The 20,494-nt window shown below is 38.4% G+C and carries 20 protein-coding genes; 9 read left to right on the top strand and 11 right to left on the bottom strand.

What is annotated here, in order from left to right:
• Position 1 precedes the first annotated feature (1 nt).
• The gene (locus tag H9L23_RS21570; RefSeq protein ID WP_187592260.1) at positions 2-1,144 is read left to right on the top strand and encodes a hypothetical protein; all 1,143 of its coding nucleotides are present in this window, start codon (positions 2-4) and stop codon (positions 1,142-1,144) included.
• Between the two features lie 61 nt (positions 1,145-1,205).
• A complete protein-coding gene (locus H9L23_RS21565; protein WP_187592259.1) occupies positions 1,206-1,889 on the top strand; it encodes an FkbM family methyltransferase in 684 nt (227 codons plus the stop codon).
• Here H9L23_RS21565 and H9L23_RS21560 read toward each other — a convergent pair whose 3' ends face one another.
• Positions 1,890-3,215, bottom strand: a complete 1,326-nt coding sequence (locus tag H9L23_RS21560; protein WP_187592258.1) for a flippase — start codon at positions 3,213-3,215, stop codon at positions 1,890-1,892.
• Positions 3,216-3,318: 103 nt separating this feature from the next.
• On the opposite strand from H9L23_RS21560, the gene H9L23_RS21555 reads away from it, so the two are divergent.
• A complete protein-coding gene (locus H9L23_RS21555; protein WP_187592257.1) occupies positions 3,319-4,221 on the top strand; it encodes a hypothetical protein in 903 nt (300 codons plus the stop codon).
• 43 nt (positions 4,222-4,264) lie between these two features.
• Here the strand turns inward: H9L23_RS21555 and H9L23_RS21550 are convergent, their stop codons facing one another.
• The 8 genes from H9L23_RS21550 to H9L23_RS21515 form a co-directional block, all read right to left on the bottom strand.
• Positions 4,265-4,873, bottom strand: a complete 609-nt coding sequence (locus tag H9L23_RS21550) for a hypothetical protein (RefSeq protein ID WP_187592256.1) — start codon at positions 4,871-4,873, stop codon at positions 4,265-4,267.
• A gap of 41 nt (positions 4,874-4,914) precedes the next feature.
• Complete coding sequence (locus tag H9L23_RS21545) at positions 4,915-5,433, bottom strand: DinB family protein (RefSeq protein ID WP_187592255.1); 519 nt, start codon at positions 5,431-5,433, stop codon at positions 4,915-4,917.
• A 19-nt stretch (positions 5,434-5,452) separates the two neighbouring features.
• Entirely contained in the window at positions 5,453-6,151 is a 699-nt protein-coding gene (locus H9L23_RS21540) for a DUF4476 domain-containing protein (RefSeq protein WP_187592254.1), read from the bottom strand.
• A 77-nt stretch (positions 6,152-6,228) separates the two neighbouring features.
• Entirely contained in the window at positions 6,229-6,918 is a 690-nt protein-coding gene (locus H9L23_RS21535) for a YjjG family noncanonical pyrimidine nucleotidase (RefSeq protein ID WP_187592253.1), read from the bottom strand.
• A gap of 40 nt (positions 6,919-6,958) precedes the next feature.
• Positions 6,959-7,276, bottom strand: coding sequence for a low molecular weight protein tyrosine phosphatase family protein (locus H9L23_RS21530; protein WP_187592252.1), 318 nt, complete (start codon positions 7,274-7,276; stop codon positions 6,959-6,961).
• Positions 7,277-7,332: 56 nt separating this feature from the next.
• Entirely contained in the window at positions 7,333-7,977 is a 645-nt protein-coding gene (gene upp / locus H9L23_RS21525; protein ID WP_187595555.1) for a uracil phosphoribosyltransferase, read from the bottom strand.
• A 190-nt stretch (positions 7,978-8,167) separates the two neighbouring features.
• Positions 8,168-9,436 carry a DUF7033 domain-containing protein gene (locus H9L23_RS21520; RefSeq protein WP_187592251.1) on the bottom strand — a complete coding sequence of 423 codons (1,269 nt, stop codon included), beginning with the start codon at positions 9,434-9,436 and terminating at the stop codon, positions 8,168-8,170.
• Positions 9,437-9,569: 133 nt separating this feature from the next.
• Positions 9,570-10,076, bottom strand: coding sequence for a DUF6702 family protein (locus H9L23_RS21515; RefSeq protein WP_187592250.1), 507 nt, complete (start codon positions 10,074-10,076; stop codon positions 9,570-9,572).
• Positions 10,077-10,270: 194 nt separating this feature from the next.
• Here H9L23_RS21515 and H9L23_RS21510 point away from each other — a divergent pair, with 194 nt between their 5' ends.
• The 6 genes from H9L23_RS21510 (at position 10,271) to H9L23_RS21485 (ending at position 17,543) form a co-directional block, all read left to right on the top strand.
• Positions 10,271-10,855 (top strand): HupE/UreJ family protein, encoded by a 585-nt coding sequence (locus H9L23_RS21510; RefSeq protein ID WP_223191006.1) that lies wholly within the window; start codon positions 10,271-10,273, stop codon positions 10,853-10,855.
• A gap of 10 nt (positions 10,856-10,865) precedes the next feature.
• Entirely contained in the window at positions 10,866-13,238 is a 2,373-nt protein-coding gene (locus H9L23_RS21505) for a M1 family metallopeptidase (protein ID WP_187592249.1), read from the top strand.
• Positions 13,239-13,495: 257 nt separating this feature from the next.
• Positions 13,496-15,538, top strand: a complete 2,043-nt coding sequence (gene uvrB / locus H9L23_RS21500) for an excinuclease ABC subunit UvrB (RefSeq protein WP_317175268.1) — start codon at positions 13,496-13,498, stop codon at positions 15,536-15,538.
• Between the two features lie 78 nt (positions 15,539-15,616).
• A complete protein-coding gene (locus tag H9L23_RS21495) occupies positions 15,617-16,909 on the top strand; it encodes a DUF3472 domain-containing protein (protein ID WP_187592248.1) in 1,293 nt (430 codons plus the stop codon).
• 55 nt (positions 16,910-16,964) lie between these two features.
• Positions 16,965-17,162: a YwbE family protein gene (locus H9L23_RS21490; protein ID WP_183767082.1), complete on the top strand. Its 198-nt coding sequence runs from the start codon at positions 16,965-16,967 to the stop codon at positions 17,160-17,162.
• Between the two features lie 129 nt (positions 17,163-17,291).
• Positions 17,292-17,543, top strand: a complete 252-nt coding sequence (locus H9L23_RS21485) for a DUF4834 family protein (protein ID WP_187592247.1) — start codon at positions 17,292-17,294, stop codon at positions 17,541-17,543.
• 89 nt (positions 17,544-17,632) lie between these two features.
• Here the strand turns inward: H9L23_RS21485 and H9L23_RS21480 are convergent, their stop codons facing one another.
• Together H9L23_RS21480 and H9L23_RS21475 are read right to left on the bottom strand one after the other, a co-directional pair.
• Positions 17,633-18,967: a paraquat-inducible protein A gene (locus tag H9L23_RS21480; protein ID WP_187592246.1), complete on the bottom strand. Its 1,335-nt coding sequence runs from the start codon at positions 18,965-18,967 to the stop codon at positions 17,633-17,635.
• Between the two features lie 34 nt (positions 18,968-19,001).
• Complete coding sequence (locus H9L23_RS21475) at positions 19,002-20,327, bottom strand: paraquat-inducible protein A (RefSeq protein WP_187592245.1); 1,326 nt, start codon at positions 20,325-20,327, stop codon at positions 19,002-19,004.
• Positions 20,328-20,494: the final 167 nt, after the last annotated feature.

The raw sequence follows: 20,494 nt of genomic DNA, 5'->3' as shown, positions 1-20,494 counted from the left end.
TATGAAAAACTTAACGTTACTGTCAATTATTTTTATGCTTGTTATTGGCGCAGGCAAGGTTAATGCACAACAGCATTATGGGGATATCACAAATTTTGAAATTTTGCCTGCTTACCTTAGCAGTGGAAAGGTATTATTGAGCAATACCTCTAATACTACCCCCGTTCAATTCAAAGTATGGTTTCACCGCATTTCATCAACATATCCAAACTGGAAACCTTTTAAAATGAGTGTAGTTTTAGGCTCTTATAAAATCGACGATTATGGATCGGTAACCGGAGTAGATTACTTTAGCACTCCTGTTGAGGTAAAAAGTTCCGATTTTCCAGCAAGCCCAAATAATGCTTTTTTAGATAAAACTTTCAGTGCAACAATAGATAAAACTGTATTAACCAATCCGAACAGAAAGATCATTCTTTTTTATAAAACAGCAGATATGACCGGATATGCCTATTATAATGTGATGTACAATTTTATAATAAACAGTGGCAGCGGGCCTGGAAATCCAACAAACCCTACAAATCCAACAAACCCTACTGATCCAACCACTCCTATCGGACCAATTGGATCATCGGGAACATTGGCAACAATGGCTGGGATAGATATAGGAGCAGATGATGGCGTATATTTTTGGGGCAAAAATGGTAAAGTTACAAAAGGTAATTCAACATCAATAAACGGCCCAACTGCCAACTATGTTCTCCCAAATGGTCGCGATTATAGCCAGATTATTGACATCGCCATCTCAAGCAGTGGTTATGTATATGTATGGTATAACGATGGTATAATGTCTGTTGGGCACACCACAAATTTAGGAGATTTTATTGCCCCTAAAAACTATACTTTACCCGCCGGAAAAACCCCGGCAGATCTGGTAGGGATATCGATCTTTAAAGGAAATGACCACATTTATGCTTTTTATACGGATGGAACATTTACCGAAGGCAATTCAACAGATTTAAGTGCTTATGCATCCTTCAAACCATACACAATACCTCCGGGTAAAAACTTTAGCGATATAACTGACATAGGCATTGCCACCAGTTCTTCGGCCTTCTATGCATGGTATACCGATGAGAAAATGTCAGTCGGATATGATGCAAGTAATTTAAACAACTTTATACCACTTAAACCGATGAATTAATATTCACACTTTTTACTTAGTTTTGAAATCGATAGATTCAAAACTAAGTAATTAAATTTTTATGATTAAAGCGATAAAGAAGGTCCTATTAAAATATTTACCTGTTAATTATTTCGCCTACAGTAAATCATACTCGCAAGATGGTGAGGACATGATACTTAAGGCGATTTATGAGCAGAAAAAAGGCTATAAGGGCTTCTTTGTTGATGTTGGCGCACATCATCCCGTAAGATATTCCAATACCAATTACTTTTATAAACGTGGATGGAAGGGGATTAACATTGAACCTACGCCGTCGGCTATTGGCGCTTTTAATACCTTTAGAAAAAGAGACATTAATTTAAATATTGGTATAGGTCCGGAAAAAACCAAACTTAAGTTCTACTGTTTTAACGAGCCTGCATTGAATAGTTTTTCTGAAGAGGTTTCTAAAAGGATCGACGCCGAATCCGCTAAATATAAAATTATAAAAGAACTTGATATTGATGTACTGCCTTTAGGTGATGTTTTGGATCAACATCTGCCAGCCAATACCACTATCGATTTTTTGAGTATTGATGTGGAAGGTTTGGATTACCAGGTTTTACTTTCCAATAACTGGGATAAGTATAAACCAAGTGTTATTTTGGTAGAAGAGAATGTTAATGTTGATGAGTTGAATAATTCGCCGATATACAAATTTCTAAAGGATAAGGGTTACACCTTTTTTGCAAAAACTTTACGCACCTGCGTTTATCGCCTATAATTATTTGTTAAATATTTTTTGGAACGCGGTAATAAGGAACAGTGATTTTAACATCATCAAACCTTGTTGCCGCGTTTTTTTGAATAACAGAATAAAAAAAGTAGAACAGAAATAAGCAATTACCGTAGCTATAGCCGTACCGATCATACCCATTTTTGGGATCAGGATTAAGTTTAATACAATATTAACGGCTGCTCCAAAACCCGTACGGATAAAGGTAAGGCGGCTAAATCCTTCCGCAATCAGATACTGACCACTCGCTACACCTAAGAAAACAAAAATACTTCCCCATACATGTAAGGCTAACGCTGGCGCGGCAAACGCGAATTCAGGGTTGAATAACCTATAGATATAAGGCGCAGCAAAGGTTACAAATAAGGCAAATGCAAGACTTAGCCAGGCCATTAAATCGTATAAATTTTGAAGCCTTTTTTGGTATCGCTCCGGATTATCTCTTCTGGCATTTAAAATTGCAGGAAAAAGCGAGGTTACAATAGCCACAGGCACAAAGTTTAAGGCTTCGCTTAAGCTAACCGCGGTTGCATAAGCTCCGGCCTCCACAGTTCCCTTTTGCCCCATAATTTCTTTCAACATTAGCAGATCTATCTTCATGTAAACCGAAACCATGATCCCCGAAATAATTAATGGCCACGAAAAATGGAGCAATTTGAGGGCTAATTCTTTATTAAAATTCCATTTAAAAATGTTTCTGCCCTTCCGTTGGTAAACGTAAAAATAACCTATTGATAGCAGGGCGGTATCAAAAAGAAATGAATACACGAAATAGATCAACTTCGCAGAAAATACAATCAGCGCAACTTTGGTAAGCGCTGATATGAAATTTCCAACAATCTGTACCTGCATAATGTATTTCGACTGTACTTCGGACTGGAAATAAGAATCGATTACGGTTAAAGATTGAAATAAGCCCGTAAAAGATAATATTAAAATAATATGATATGGAATATCAGAAAGCGGGCGGATGGTCCAGGCTAAAAAAATAGCAGGTATGCAGATCAGACCAGCAATAACCTTTAATAAAAATGCAGTCCCTAATATGGTATCTCTATTTCCTGGAAACTGATGAAGTTCTTTTACAATGAACTGATCAAGTCCAAGACCAGCAATGGATGCAAAAAGATAAGTATAAGCAATTGCACTTGTTAAAATACCATTGTTAAAGGCAAGCAGGTAGTTGGCTACCATAATGCTAACAGCCATTTTAATAGCCAAACTGCCAACTCTTCCAAGCATTAATAGCCCTGTATTCTTCAAATACTTATTAAATGCTTCTTCGTCAAAACCTTTTATGGCGGGTAATTTCATTAACGCAAAGATGTAAAAAATGTTTGTCACTAGCGCCATATTCAAAAGTGGCATAAACATTTATAAACTTAATGTGTTAATTATTAAGTATAAACCTAAGGATATGAATAAGAACCAAATTATTTATTGCTTTCTATCTATATTTTTAATCTTCAGTTCTTGTAAGAAGGACAATAACGATTCGCCTGCAATGAGTGAACCGCCTACAACGTGGCAGGAACACTGGTTTGAGCATACTCAGTTATTAAATCGCGCATTCTATAATGACGACTTAGCAGTTTATTATGATAAAGATGTAAATAAGTCAATCAGTTGGCCTAATGATTATTTAACAAGCGTTTGGCGGTATACAAAAAATGTTTACGGTAATTTCGGAGAAGATGGCAGACTATTCGCAGTCTTCCACACAGGAAAATATGCCGGAGGCCATCCCTCTAATTATTTTGACAGCAGCCATGACAATAGAAATGTTATTGATGTTGGTTTATTGGACAAAAATGCATGGGTTGATTTTACCGCTAATGAGAAAGATATAGTGACACATGAAGTTGGCCACATTGTTGAATTTGCTTCTAAAGGAAAACATAATTCGCCTGCTTTTAAAATATGGGGGGATAGTAAGTGGATGGAGATTTATCAGTACGATGTGTACAAAAAACTTGGTATGACAAGCGATGCAGATCGGTGGTATGCTAAGTGTATGGCTACTGTAGATAATTTTCCAAAAGCAAATACACAGTGGTTCAAAAATTGGTTTTATCCTATTTACGCCAATAGTGGAGGTACAGCAACCTTGAACAAATTCTTTACACTGCTTGCACAAAATTTCCCATCAAATGGCACAGATTATACAAGGGATATGAACTGGGGCGAATTTGTACATTTCTGGAGTGGTGCAGCGGGAAAAAATTTAAAACAGCAGGCAACTACTGCTTTTGGCTGGACAACAGAAATGGAAAATCAGTTTGTTAAAGCAAAGACAGATTTTCCTAATATAACTTATTAGAAAAATTTGTGAATTAAATAAGGTACTTATCAATACAAGTATCTTATTTTCCCTCACTCTTCAATTCCAAAACTTTAGTCTCTGTAGTTTTGATCTCAGGAGCCGGAGTTATTGTTTGAACAGGTTTGCTGTTTAATGGTGCACCAATGGCAAGATCACACCTGTGGTTCGGCTGACCATGTGGCGGATTTAAACCTTTGCCTACTCTCACAGCTGGTATCTGGGTAACCGCAGGCTGCGTTGTAGTAACCACCTGTGTTGGTTTACTATCTAAAGGGGCACCAACAGCAATATCACATCTATGACCAGGCTCGCCATGCTTAGGATTTAGCTTTTTACCTGAAGTATTAACAACAGCAGTCGCAGCAGCAGCAGCTGCTGGCCGTGGATTTGTATTTTGTTGAGGCTGCACGCTTGCCGTAGAATTTAATGGAGCACCAACGGCCAGTGCACAGGTATGTCCGGCTTCGCCATGCGGCGGATTAAAAATCAGATTACTTTTAGTATTCTGCGCTACTGGCTGAGCAACATTGTTTTTTTGCAGTCCCTGGAGTCCGGTAGGAGTTGGAATAACAGCCTGAGCGGATTCTTTCTTTTCGCTGTTGCAAGCACAAAGTGTAATAAGTGTTAGGATGTAAAAAGCGTATTTCATGAGCAAAAGGTTTAGGATTAACCAAATATGGCGAAATTAATTTAGGCCTGAAAGCTCTTTTCTATTCTTTCTAACTGTTTTAAGTGGTGTTTTAAATGTATTTCGATAAACCTAAGCCATTGTTTAGCATTTAAATAGCCTAACCTGGGGTGTTTTGTTTTGCTATTGGCTTTTGCATGTGCAAGTAAAGGATAGTTATCATCCAAAGCTTTTTCAAATTCTAAAATAAAATCGAGGGCTTCTGTTTTACTGATTTTTTTTACACGCTCTGCCAGTCGTTTCGGCACCTTATATTTTTTTGCCGGAGGTAGTGAACCCAGCAATAAAATCAGTTTTACAATAAAATGTGTCGGTTTGTTTTCGCCTTTACCATTTGCTGCGTGTTCAAAGGCAATTATTGAAAGTAAGCTCGAATCAAAAATATGTGAATATACTTCGCTATAACTCCAGCCTGAAATTGGAGGGGTAGTTTGGAAAATATCTTCAGGGTAACGCGATAATTTCAATTTGTAGGCATCGACCACCTGATGTATCGATGCCTTAACTTTTGCAGCCGTCATTTAATAAAGATAAGCCGAATTACGGTTTCTCCAAATACTTTAAAAATTCATCTTTATAATAAGGAAATTCGAATGTCTCAGCAATTGTAAAATAATTTTGCGGATCTACAACGGTTTGATAGAGGCTTTTGGCAATCTTTAACCGTTCTCCATCAAATGTGAATGTTTTAAGGATAAGTTTGCTCTGACTGCTGGAAAATGAAGCATTTTTGCTCACTGCATTGATCAATCTTACCCTTTCGCTATCAAAATCGGATTTTTTATAACTCGTATAAAATTCCTGAAAAGCCTCTGTTGATAATAAACGGTAATTCGGATCTGGCAGCACTGGCGGAACAATACCCGTATTATAATCTCCGGTATACCCATCAAAATCGTCGAGTGCGTATTGCCTGTTCCGAAAAATATTCATCTGTTTCAACGTGATTAATTCTTTACCTTCAAGGCTTAAAACAAGCCTTTGTTCCGGGATCACCCTTAACCGTTGTTTTAAGATTTCCGTATTGCCCTGAATAATAGATAGTACTGGTGTAGAATTGTAGACATCGTAAAAACGGAACCTACCGTTGGCAGACGAAACAAGTTCTTCGTCTAAATACACGTTGTACTTGCCTGGATTAACGATTTCTAAGAAAACTTCGGCAGATCTGCGGTTGTTTTGAGCGAAACTTAGGGTAGCAAATAACATTGCCAGTCCTAAAAAGATGGTTGTTTTCATTTTAATTAAGGTTTCATTTGTGTGTGTTTTGGATTAATGCCAAACAAATGCCAAAACCAAACAAAAAAGGAGTAGGATTAAAAAAGTTTCAATAATTCTTCCAAATGAACAATTTCTTGTTTTACATCTGCAGGTTTTTCTTTTCGCGAAGGATTAAAAAAGATGGCCTCCATACCAAAATTTAATGCACCATAAATATCGGCTTCCAAACTGTCACCAATCATAATACTTTCTGCCTTTATCGCTTTAGCTTTATCCAGTGCATATTCAAAAATGACAGGATTTGGTTTATTTACGCCTACATCTTCTGAAATAATCACATTTTCGAAATATGGATTCAGGTTAGAAAGGTTCATTTTGGTTAAGGTAGTCTCCTTAAAACCATTTGAAATGATATGCAGGGTGTATTTTTGCTGTAAATATGCTAATACGTTTTCTGCCCCATCGAACAGATTGGTTTTAGTAGGCGAAATACTTACATAATCATCCTCAAACTGATGTGGAACAGCATCAGGATGGATACCCAACTGAATAAAAGTTTTGCTAAAACGCTCCGATCTTAAAAAGTCTTTGGTGATTTTGCCCAGATGGTAATCGGCCCATAACTGATGGTTATTCTCGGTATAGGTGCTGATAAAATCGGCGCAGGATTTAAGGCCAAGTTCATCCAGTTTATAAGTATGATAAAGCTCGTTTAATGTTTCTTCGGCATTACGGTCAAAATCCCAGATGGTATGGTCAAGGTCGAAGAAAATGTGTTTTTTCATTTGTGATGTTTTTCACAAAGGTAACTTAATGATTTTTGATTTATAAATAATCTCCCACCTTTGCGTTAAGCTCCTCAATAAGCTCCCCGTCCATGTACTGATAATCATCTGGAATTTCCAAAGTAATCATTTCTTTTTCATAAACTTCTTCAGGAAAACGCTCGGTAATCCTTTGTTTATGTTTTTTCTCCATTACAAAGATCAGGTCTGCCCAAGCGATCAATCTGGCACTGATTTTAATCCTTGCCGAAGGTTCCGTACCAGCTGAGCGTACCTGATGTTCGGGATGGTTTTTATAAATAGTTTCGGCAGTAGCACTTCGCCATTTATTTCTACTGCATATAAAGAGGATATTCAATTTTATTTCATGAGGGTTAACGACTCCGGACTAAAGACTTCAGACTAAGGACTACCCTAAACTTTCTCTCCATAAGCCAAATCGCCGGCATCACCTAATCCGGGAACGATGTAAGATTTACTGGTCATTTCTTCATCAATGGCACCAACCCAAATTTTCGCCTTAGGCAAATTGGCGCGTACATGGGCAACGCCTTCGGTACTGGCTATTGCGGCAACAATATGAAGTTCTTCAATTTTGTAGCGGTTAATCAATTCTTTACAGCACATTACCATACTTTGTCCGGTTGCCAGCATAGGGTCGGCCATAATCAAAACTTTGCCATCTAAATCAGGAGTAGAAATATAATCCATCTGGATCACGAAATCGCCACTCTTTTCAACTTTTCTGTAAGCCGAAATAAAACAGCATTCAGCCCTGTCGAAAATATTGAGCAAACCTTGTTGCAATGGCAGTCCGGCCCGTAGTATAGTGGCCAGGACAGGTTGTTGTGCTAAAACTTCGCAGGGCGATACGCCTAGAGGAGTTGTAATTTCTTTAGAACTATATTTTAACGATTTACTGATTTCGTAAGCAAAAAACTCACCAAGCCTTTCCAGATTTTTGCGGAAACGCATCGAATCTTTCTGGATGTTTTCATCCCGAAGTTCGGCTATAAAGGTATTGGCAATCGATTTTGTTTTGCTTAGGTCAAAAATCATCATTTTTGTTTTTCGGGTTTTATAAAATCAAGCCCTAATTGGAAGTTAAGCCTTTTTAACCACAGATGCACACAGATAAACACGGATTTTCTATCTGTGTACATCCTTTTCATCCGTGGTTATATTATTTTACTTTGCCCATCGGGTTTAATGGTTAAAATTAGCGATTTTAAGGCGATAGTTTAAAAAATTAGTTTCCTGCGTAGTTAAGCGTTTCAATAAACAGTAACCTCAATCTTTTATATTTGGGATGATCTGATAAACTTTTTAAACTCCAGCTGCTATAAAATATTCCGTTTACAACCTTAACCGCATCAATATATTGATGTAAGGTTTTCGTCGCCGATTCGGTTGTTAAGCACTGCAGGATATAATCGGTTAAACAATAAGAATTCACCACCAGAGGTGTTACTTTTTCGAGCTGAAGATCGTACCAGTTAAAAGGAGTACAAGTTCCCGCCCTAAAGCCTGGCACATTGCTATAACCCATAGAATAATCGGCAGTAATGCCCGAATTAAGGATATTCAAATAACAGATTGGAAATTTTAATACTTCCAATTGCTGACTGGTTAGAGGAATAGCTGTTGGATGGATTTTCTTAAGTTTGATCAGTCCTTCTTTAATCTCGGTCATTTTCTGCTTGTCGCTGGCACAAGGCCTTAATAACCCTACAGATTGATCCTCAAAATGTTTAGCAACACCATTAATCTGAATGTAATCCATCGGTACTTCAGGAAAATCGACAAAATAAAGGGCTTTATTTTTTTTCGCAGCCACAATTTTATTTACTTCTTCCAGTACCTGCTCATTATTGATCCCAACTCCGGTGAGCCGATCGAATTTTGAACTCAGGTAATTATTCTCTTTTTTAAAAAGCGCACTAAAAACAAATTTAGTCCGGTTTAAAAAACCTTCTGGTAAACCTGGTAAAATATTGAAGTGAATGGTAGGCTGATGCTGGAATTTCTTTTCGCGAAATTTAAAATTTGGATGTTTTTTTCTGATGATGCTTTTAATCATTAATGCCCATTCATCAATAACCGGTTTATCCAAAACCTTCCATTTATACTGGTAACTTTTTGAGGGCTTAAATTCTTCTTCTGTATTTTTTTGGTGAATGTATTCTTCGTAACGGCTCAGCAAAAAAAAGGACGCCGCAAAAACATCAAAGGGCAAAGCAGATTGCTCTACCGGAAAAGGAACCTGGTACTCGCCAAATGAAATGGTTTTTGGTTTAAATTCTTCCAGTTTATTGGAAAAAAGCAAAGCGGTGGTTTTAAAAAAAAGCTCATCACCTAATGGTTCATCACCATAGCTGATCTTAACCTGTTCACTTTGCAGAAAATACTGACTATTACCTGTAAATTCTATTTCTGCTTTAAGGATATCCTTAAAAATAAAATTGAAGATATATTTTATTCTGGGCGTTAATATATTGGAGAAGATGATTAGATGCATAACTTATTTTAACAACACGGGATTTAAAAAAAGATGACAAGAAATATTCCTCAGCTAATATTAACCTATAATATAGCCTTTTAAATTTAACGGTAATTTAACATTGAACCGTTATCTAATACAAAAATTACAATTAAAAGTTTGCGGTAAACTTCTTTTCGGGATACAGTATTTTAGTGCTTTTACGGGTGCTAGCCTTTACAACGTGTACAATACTCATCTGATCATCAAACATATCGTATAAAATGGTGTCGTTAACCTCAACCGATTTTACAGCCGGCATTTTTTCCACTTCGAGGTAAATATTGGTTGCTTCATGATCAATTTCGAAGCCGATATAGTTCATGGCAACCGCTTTTCCGTTGGCTTTTAACTGCAAGTGCGAGAGCAGGTACTTTTTAACCAGTTCATCCATTGCAGTTTTCATATTCGCATTGCTTAAATCCGTTTTCTGCTTATATAGTTTCACTAAAATGGCTTCAAAATCATCCGAAAAAATCCTGCAGCTTATTTCTAAGGTTTTATCCCGGGCGTTAAAATTTATTTCGGTCGTGCTTACATGCAAAGGATGTTTCATACCTGCATTAACCGAACAGCAAGCACAGCATAATAGCAAAAGGATATATTTTAATCTATGCATCAATATCAAGGTGTTATGGCCAGCAAAGTTAAGATTTAAAGTTTAAACCAAACAACCGCCCTAAATAACATAAAAATTAGTAACAAATTTGGTATTTATGGTTTTGTTTTAAGGATATTTGGGCTTTTTGCAATTAAAAACATAATTTTAAGCCTTATAAACTATTTTAACTCCAATAGTTAGCTTATTATTTCATGCCGTTGCAAGATTTTATCTTTTATTTCAAATTAGGTTGGGAGCATATTATAAGCGCCGATGCGTTAGATCATCAACTTTTTATCTTAGCATTGGTTGCCATTTATAGTTACCACAACCTGAAACAAGTGCTGATATTGGTTACTGCTTTTACGATTGGCCATTCGCTTACTTTACTTTTGAGTGTTTTAGACATCATCAGGTTCGAAAGCAAATGGGTAGAGTTTTTAATCCCCTGCACCATTGTCATTACTGCGATAAGTAATCTGTTCAGGAAGAATTTTTCGATGAAATCTGTAAAGATCAACTACTTTTTGGCATTGGGTTTTGGATTGATCCACGGCATGGGTTTCGCCAATTCCATCAGAATCATGCTGGCAAAAGACCAGAACATTGGCTGGGGCCTGTTTGGTTTTAATGCAGGGCTTGAGGCAGGACAGATTTTTATGGTGATCATTATTTTATTGATTACTTTTTTCATTTTTAACTATACCCGCATTAAACGCCTAAGCTGGGTATTATTTGTATCGGCAGCCGTATTTAGCCTGGCTTTAAAAATGGCTTTAGAAAGAATTCCTCTTTAACTAATGTATTATGAATAAACTGTTTACTTTAACTGGTCTTTTACTCTTTTCGGGTACTTTGGCCATGGCCCAAAACATTCAGAATAACCCTGGCAGTAACCACGGGAACAAATTCGAACAGCTGGGTACTATCTTACCTACACCAAACGAACAACGTACAGCCAGCGGGGCACCAGGTGTTAAATATTGGCAGCAACGTGCCGATTATAACATTAAATGTGAACTGGATGAAAAAAACCTGTTACTTACGGGATCTGAAACCGTTACCTACACCAATAATTCTCCTGATCCCTTAACTTATATCTGGTTGCAGCTTGATGAAAACGAGCACAGTACCGATAAGAACGCAAACTATCAGGATGCGACCAAAATGCCTCTTATGGGCACAACGAAAAGTTTGGACCAGTTAAGCGCAACTGCTAACAATGGTGATGGAATCAACATTACCAAACTAACGGATGCAACAGGTAAAAACCTAAAATACACGGTTAATAAAACCATGATGAGGATTGATTTGCCGGTAGCTTTAAGAACAGGACAGAAATTAATTTTTAATATTGATTGGAACTACAAAATTACCGACAGAATGAGTGTTGGTGGCCGTGGCGGTTACGAGTTTTTCCCGGCAGATGGCAACTACCTGTTTACCATGACGCAATGGTACCCACGTTTGTGCGTTTACAGCGATTTTCAGGGCTGGCAGAACCACCAGTTTACAGGAAGAGGCGAGTTTGCCTTAACCTTTGGTGATTTTAAAGTACAGATGACTGTTCCGGCAGATCACCTGATCGGTGCAACAGGAGAGTGTATCAACTATAGCGCGGTATTAAACCCAACGCAATTGAGCAGATATAATTCTGCAAAAACTGCAGCAGCTCCGGTAGAAATCCAGACTTTAGCTGAAGCGAAAACCGCTGAAACCAAAAAATCGACCGCTAAAAAAACCTGGGTTTTCAACGCCAATAATGTGCGCGATTTTGCATGGACTTCTTCCCGTAAGTTTATCTGGGATGCCATGCCACAAAAAATTCAGGCCAATAACAACACTGTAATGTGTATGAGTTTTTACGGAAAAGAGGCTTACAACCTGTACAGCAAATTTTCTACACGTGCAGTAGCGCATACCATCAAAACTTATTCAGATTTTACCATTCCTTACCCTTACCCGGTTGCTCAAAGTATCGAAGCAGCTAATGGAATGGAATATCCGATGATCTGCTTCAACTATGGCCGTACAGATGCCGATGGAACTTACAGCGAAAGCACCAAAAACGGAATGCTTGGTGTAATTATCCACGAGGTTGGGCACAACTTTTTCCCAATGATTGTGAACAGCGATGAGCGCCAGTGGACCTGGATGGACGAGGGTTTAAACTCTTTTGTTGAATATTTAACAGAAGAACTTTGGGATAACAAATTTCCAAGCAAAAAGGGGCCTGCTTACACCATTGTTGATTACATGAAATTGCCTAAAGATGAGTTGGAGCCAATTATGACCAACTCTGAAAACATTGCACGTTTTGGTCCAAATGCTTATTCGAAACCAGCTACAGGTTTAAATATTCTCCGCGAAACCATTATGGGCAGAGAACTTTTCGATTACGCATTTAAAGAATATGCCAGAAGATGGGCTTTTAAACACCCTGAACCTGCAGATCTTTTCCGTACCATGGAAGATGCCAGTGGCGAAGATTTAGATTGGTTTTGGAGAGGTTGGTTTTACGGAACAGACCCCTGCGATATCTCATTGGATAGTGTGAAATTTGCTAAAGCCGATTTCCCTAAAGAAGTTCCTGCTGCCAGATCGAGGATGGTTAAAATTGATAAACCAGCGGTGAATGCTTTCGAAGATATTTCAAAAATCAGAAACCGTGAGGATAAAAAGATTAATTTCTATGTAGATAAGAATACTGCAGCACAGGACTTTTATTATAAATACGATAGAGGATTGGTAACTGTTGATACTACTGTAGCTACCAAAATGGATATGACACCACCTGTAGAAGTTGTTGCAGAAGCTGATCAAAATAAGTATGCCAACCAGTTTTTATATGAACTAAGCTTTAGCAACAGAGGCGGTTTGGTGATGCCTATTATTGTGGAGTTTACCTATAAAGATGGTACCAAAGAGATCGACCGTATCCCTGCACAGATCTGGAGGCATAATGAGCTTAAAACTTCTAAATTCTATGTAAAAAACAAAGAAGTTGCTTCAATTTTAGTTGATCCGTTACGCGAAACTGCTGATATCGATACCTCAAACAATACCTGGGGTGGCAAAGCAAAAGAAAGTAAATTTAAGGTTTACAAAATGAAAGCTGGTGGTGCTGTAAGAGGCCAGTCAGTTGGTAAAAATCCTATGCAGGCAGCTGCCGGAAAATAATAGCATCATCATTATCGCGGATCGTCGTTCCCAACTTGATTGGGAATCTTAAAGCTTCTGCATAATTTGATTTGATAAAATCCCCGTTGAATTTTCTTCAACGGGGATTTTATTTTTCCAACTTTCCTGACTTTCGCCTGTTTTACTCTTTACAGCCTAAATCGCATATTTCCTCCAAGCGGTTTATGTTTTTATAAGCGGAGGAGAGAACATTAAAATTGATTTAAAGATCAATTTTAACTAAGTTTGATATACTCATGAAATTTAAAATCACCTCAGAATATCAGCCTACCGGAGATCAGCCAAATGCCATTAAACAACTGGTTGATGGTGTAAACGCTAACGAACATTATCAAACTTTATTAGGCGTTACAGGATCTGGAAAAACCTTCACCGTGGCCAATGTAATCGAGCAGACTCAAAAGCCTACTTTGATTTTAAGTCATAATAAAACCTTAGCAGCACAGCTTTATGGCGAGTTTAAAAACTTCTTCCCTGAAAATTCGGTAAATTACTTTGTTTCGTATTACGATTACTATCAGCCAGAGGCTTTTATTGCTTCCAGTAATACCTATATCGAAAAAGATTTAAGTATTAACGAGGAGATCGAAAAACTACGTTTACGTACCACCTCTTCATTGATGAGCGGCCGGCGTGATATTATCGTGGTCTCATCCATCTCCTGCATTTATGGTATGGGTAATCCTGAAGATTTCTCAAGGATGGTTTTCCGCTTTGGCGTAGGTTTACGTATTTCGAGAAATGCTTTTTTACACAGTTTGGTTGAGATTTTATATTCGCGTACTACAACCGACTTTAAACGCGGAACTTTTAGGGTTAAGGGGGATACTGTAGATATTTATCCTGCTTACCTTGATCATGCCTATCGCATTTCCTTTTTTGGTGATGACATTGAAGAACTTTCGGCAATTGATCCTGTTTCAGGCAAAACCCTGGAAAAACTCGAAGATATGGCCATTTATCCTGCCAATCTTTTCGTTACCCCTAAAGATAGGTTCAATTCCTCTATTTGGGGTATTCAGGAGGAACTGGAAATCCGTAAGAACCAATTGATTGCCGACAGGCATTTACTGGAAGCCAAGAGGCTGGAAGAACGCACCAATTTTGATATCGAAATGATGAAAGAACTCGGATATTGTTCGGGTATCGAAAATTATTCACGTTTCTTTGACGGAAGACAGCCGGGCATGCGCCCTTTCTGTTTGCTGGATTATTTCCCGGAAGATTATTTAATGGTCATCGATGAAAGTCACGTGACCGTTCCACAGATCAGGGCGATGTACGGCGGCGATAGGTCGAGAAAATTATCGTTGGTTGAGTACGGATTCCGTTTACCCGCAGCACTGGATAACAGGCCATTAAACTTTAACGAGTTTGAGGCACTTGCTCCACAAACCATTTATGTAAGTGCAACACCAGCCGAGTACGAACTCGAAAAATCAGAGGGCGTGGTGGTAGAACAGGTGATCAGGCCGACCGGATTATTAGATCCTGTGATCGAAATCAGGCCAGCCATTAACCAGGTTGATGATCTTTTGGACGAAATTGATATTACCATAAAAGACGGTGGACGTATCCTGGTAACCACTTTAACCAAACGTATGGCCGAAGAGCTGACTAAGTACCTGGATCGGTTAAATATCAAAACCAGGTATATCCACTCTGAGATTAAAACCCTGGAGCGTGTAGAAATTCTCCGTGGTTTACGTTTAGGCGAATTCGATGTTTTAGTAGGAATTAACCTTTTACGTGAGGGTTTAGATTTACCTGAAGTAACATTAGTAGCCATCTTAGATGCTGATAAAGAAGGTTTCCTTCGTTCTGAGAAATCACTAATCCAGACCATTGGCCGTGCCGCCCGTAACGATAAAGGCCGGGTAATTATGTATGCTGATGGCATTACCGATAGCATGGAAAAAACCATTTCGGAAACCAACAGGCGTAGGGATATACAGATTGCCTATAACCTTGAGCATGGCATTACTCCAAAAACCGTTGGAAAATCAAGAGAGGCCATTTTAGAGCAGACTTCAGTACTCGATTTCTCTCAAAAAGCAAGCGATAACAAAGCCAGGGCTTATGTAGAAAATGCCGAAATCAGCATCGCAGCCGATCCGATTGTACAGTATATGGGTAAAAATGAATTGCAAAGAGCAATCGATAATACCCGTAAGGATATGCAGAAAGCGGCAAAAGACATGGACTTTTTACAAGCCGCAAAACTCCGCGATGAAATGTTTGCCTTGGAGAAAATGTTCAACGAAAAATTCGGTAAGTAACGATTTAGTTTTAAAGAATGGTTTTTAGATAAATTTGGGTTACAATTGCAGTTCAATAAGTTATCTAAAAATCATTCAATGAAATCTTTTAAACTCGTAACGCTGATCGTACTCGGCGCTATCGGTCTGAAAAGTCAGGCCCAAAATTCTACTACTATTTCCCTGCCACTCGCAGGCAATGCCTACAGTTCCTTACATCAGGATTCGGAAAGAACGTTATCCAACAAGGGAATCGTAAACTGGAGCAACCCGAATGAGTATTTTACGGCTTATCTCAGGGTTTCAAAGCCAGGCAAGCTGGTTATTTCGCTTAGCGATAAACTGGTTATCGAAGGGCAATCGACACTAGAATTTTCTATTAAAAATCAACCAAAAAAAGTAAATTTTGATGAAGCCAAAACTTTTGATGGTAAAATTGGCGAGTGGACAATCAAAGATACCGGCTATGTTGCCATCACCATAAAGGGGATAAACAAAAGCGTTGCTAACTTTCCTTCCATCCAAACCTTAACCATCAATGGAACGGCAACAGAAGGAAAAACCGCTTATGTAAAAAACAATGAAGGCAATTTCTTCCATTGGGGCAGGCGTGGACCATCTGTTCATTTAAATTATCAACAGCCCGACAATGTAAATGCAGAATGGTACTATAATGAAGTAACCGTCCCAAAAGGCGAAGATATCCTTGGCTCTTATTTTATGGCTTGCGGTTTTGGTGAAGGTTATTTTGGCATGCAGGTAAACAGCCCGACCGAAAGGCATATCCTATTTTCGGTATGGAGCCCTTTCAATACCGACGATCCTAAAAGTATACCAGAATCGCACAAAATTAAAATGTTAAAGAAAGGCGAAAGTGTACACACAGGAGAATTTGGTAACGAAGGTGCAGGAGGCCAGAGTTATTTAAATTACCTTTGGAAAGCAGGAAATACCTATAAATTCCTGCTTCATGGCGTACCCGGAAAAGATAGCGTTACCACATACACCGCTTATTTCTTTGCTCCGGAAAACAATAAATGGCAGTTGATTGCCAGTTTCAGCAGGCCACAGACTAAAACCTACCTTAAACGTTTCCATTCCTTTTTAGAAAACTTTTCGCCTGTTCAAGGCGATTTATCGAGAAAAGTATTGTTCGATAATCAATGGATCTGCGATGATAAAGGCGTTTGGAGCGAGTTAAAATCAGCACGTTTTACCACCGATAATACGGGAATGAAGGGATACCGGATGGATTATCAGGGAGGAACGGAAAAAGGGGCATTCTATTTAAAAAACGGTGGTTTCTTTAACGATTATACCACACCGAGAAAAATCCTCAACAGAACCTCCAATGGCAAGAAACCAGAAATAGATTTCAGCAAATTGCCTTAACATTCAAAATAATTATGGATTTTTGGAGCTTTTATCATCAACTTATTACAGCAAAATGGACGGGCAAAACAGAAAAGACATTTATCCAGGATTAGAAGTCGGAATTATTTTGAAGAAAGATCAAAGGTCAGGAAATATCACTTACGGGGTAGTTAAAGATCTTCTTACTTCTTCAGCATTTCATTCGAGAGGGATAAAAGTGCGGCTCGAAGACGGCCAGGTTGGTCGCGTTGCTGAGATAGTTGGAGACTAATGAAGGTTTTGTTAAAACCATTATAGGCGTATTTGCGTATTATATTGTAATGAAATTGCAATTAAAGGCTAAAAAAGTAACAAAATAAATTTTATGACGTCTATATTTGTAACAACAGTAAATTAAAGAATGGTATTAATAAAATTCATTTTCATCACAATATTGGTGCTTTGGCTGATCAGAATGTTGATCAGGCTGATTCTACCTATGCTGTTTAATAACCTGGCCGGCAAAATGCAGAGTCAGGCAACAGGACAACAGCAACAACAGAGACGATCGAAACCAGAAGGTTCTATCTCGATAGATTATATGCCTCCAAAACCCGATCAAAGTAAAACAGATAAACTCGGCGATTTTGTAGATTACGAGGAAGTAAAATAAAAAAGACCCTGAACATGTTTCAGGGTCTTTTTGTTTAAAATCAAATCTGTTCTTCTACTATAACTTTCTTAATGATCTATATTCAATTATTAACATGGACCGTTTTGTTCATCAATACGCTTCAGTATAGACGAGAGCACTATGGTGTAGATTACATAAGCTACAAACACAAAAAAACCAAGCTGCAGGGCCGAATTATTTGCCGTTACGGTTTTTAGTGTATCATTTTGCATGTTAAGCCCAGAGAGTTGGCTTTTTAAGATCCCGTTAAGACCAATATAAGTCATCGCAACGCCAACCACCATTACATCGGCCATATCCCATTTACCAAGATCAAATGCCAGAAACCGTAACACTTTTCGGCTACCAAAAAGGTGGCCACAGGATACATGAACACCCCTGGCGACAATTCTTAACAGAGGAAGAACAACCACAAAAATAAGCAGTAATACACCTACCAATACGGCATCAGGCTTGGGCTGCTCAATCAATGTTCCGATAATCCCTAAAATGCTCTTGCTCTGAAAGAAAAGTACCTGATTGGTAAAGGCAATTTTATCACCTAGTAAGGCAAACTCCAAGGTTTGAATGCGGGCATCAACCTCGATGATGGGTGAGGTAACGCCAACAGTAAGCAAAATGGCTGCGAATAAAAGCGACATGATAAATAAGGGTACATGTAATTGCACTTTTTTTCTCAAGAATAACCATAATACTAAAGCAATGGCTACGCAACCAAGCATCCCAAGTGCATATTGCAAACTGTCTTTTTTTATCTCTGCCAACCTCGTATTCACCAAGCTATCAAAAGCTTTTGCATTTGTTACATGGTATTTATGGTAGATATTTTGCTCAACAGTGGTAATGGTCGTATCTGTACTGTCGTAGGTTTGCGCTTCCAGCTCATCTACTTTACTGGTGGCAATTCCTTTTAACCTTTTCAAGCTGGTGGGACTGGTAATCTTGGTTACAATCGTTTTAGCGAAAGAAGGTACTTGCGCATGAAGTTCATCTACATCTACAAAACTTTTAAAAGCCAGTTTTTTAAGCTTGCCACCAAGGCTCTTCTGTGGTTTGGTTATTTCAGATACAGCTTTATTTACAAGGCCGTGCAGTTCGTTCTCCACCTCTTTCCGCATTTCTGTTTTTTGCTTCGCCGTAAGGTTAAAACCTTTCACCCTGCGGTCAACAACTGCCGAAATTTTCTCTCCCCATCGGTCGACAGAAAATATCCCAAAAGTGATGTTGTTTGATAGACTGAAATCTTCCTTAACATGTTTTTGCTCCACAGAAAGCTGATGGAACCTGTAGCCAAAATAAGCCTCTCCAAACAAAAGGATGCTCAGTGCAGCAATAAGCACAATAGGGGCAATCCTGCTTTTCTTTTTCGGTATATCTTGTGGGGTATTTGTTATCGTTGCCATAAATAATTGATCAAACAGCTAAAAATGAAATGTTTTAATGGGCATCATGTGGTGTAATGAACTTCAATATTGTCGATAAAATGAGTCCATAAAGCACGAAACTGATAAATATAATGTACCCAGGCTGCAGGGATGTATTGTTGGTGGTTAAGATGGTAAGCGAATCATTTTTAATATTCAAGGCTTGTAACTGCCCTTCAAGCAGTCCGTTTAGCCCGATATAGGCCATCAGAATGGCAATTACAATTACATCGGCCATACTCCACTTGCCAGATTGGAAAGCAAAATATTTAATCACTCCGTTTTCAGCCAACCGTTTATTGCCTAAAAGGTGGATACCTGTTGAGCTGAGCTTAACCACAGGAAAAAGGATACTAAAAACCAATATCAGCACGCCTACCAGTATTGAATCGATTCCAGGTTGACTAATCAATACCCTAACTACGTCCATAATGCTCTTGCTCTGAAAAAACAGCACCTGATCTTTAAACAATATGTGCTCGCCCAATAATACAAAATCAAGCGACCTGATCCTGGCATCAACCTCGATCATCGAAGCCGTAAGTCCAACCGCTAAGAGGATAAAGGCAAAAAACAGCGACATTACAAAAAGGGTAACATGCAGGTCTCTCCGTTTGCGGAGGCCCCACCAAAATCCGAGCACCACCACAACACAGGCAAGCATCCCAAAAGAATATGCATAAGTTTTACCACGAATTTCATCCAGCGATGCGACTAATTTTTTATTCAAAAGCTCAGTAGAAGACACATGGTATTTCTGGTACATCGTTTTAATTGCGGCTGCATTTGCAACAAACGCACTATCTTTTTTTTCTTCATTGGCAATTTCATTAAACTCGCCAATGGCCATTTTACTTAACTGCTTTTTGTTCTTAGGGTTATCTACCTCAGCAATAATTTTCCTTGCAAAGCCAGGCACCTGCGCTTTTATACTATCAGAATTCACGAAATTTTTAATGGCGAATTTCTGTATCTTCCCACTTAAAGTCTTTTTGGGTTTATTTACAAGGCCTTCTGCTTTATTGATCAATGCAAGCAATACCTGTTCAACTTCATGTTGCAACACCTTTTTTTGCTTTTTGGTCATTTTCAGGTTACCTACCTGATGGTGCACAATCTTTGATACATTATCCTTCCACTGCTGTACCGAAAACAGCCCGTAAGTAATGTTGTTGATATTCGAGTAATCTTTCTTAATGTGCTCCTGTTGATCGGAAAGTTCATGTAACCTGAACCCAAAGTAACCTTCAGCACCAAGCAGCAATGCAAGGGCTAGTATAAGCAGCAATTTAGGAAGAAAAGACTTCCGCTCCTTTGTATATTTTTCTTGTGTTTCCAAGCCGGTTAATTTAAATGGTAATGTCAATTGACGACAATATTTGGTCTGGTATTGCCAGATAAAACCAACAACACGTGAAAAGGTTTTAAAAGCGCGATAAAATTGTGCAAATTGATTTGGTAGCCATGACAGCCGCTATAGTAGCGAAATCTTTAAATATGAATAAA

Source organism: Pedobacter roseus, assembly GCF_014395225.1.
GTDB classification, from domain to species: domain Bacteria; phylum Bacteroidota; class Bacteroidia; order Sphingobacteriales; family Sphingobacteriaceae; genus Pedobacter; species Pedobacter roseus.
This window is presented reverse-complemented; position numbering and strand designations above follow the sequence as displayed.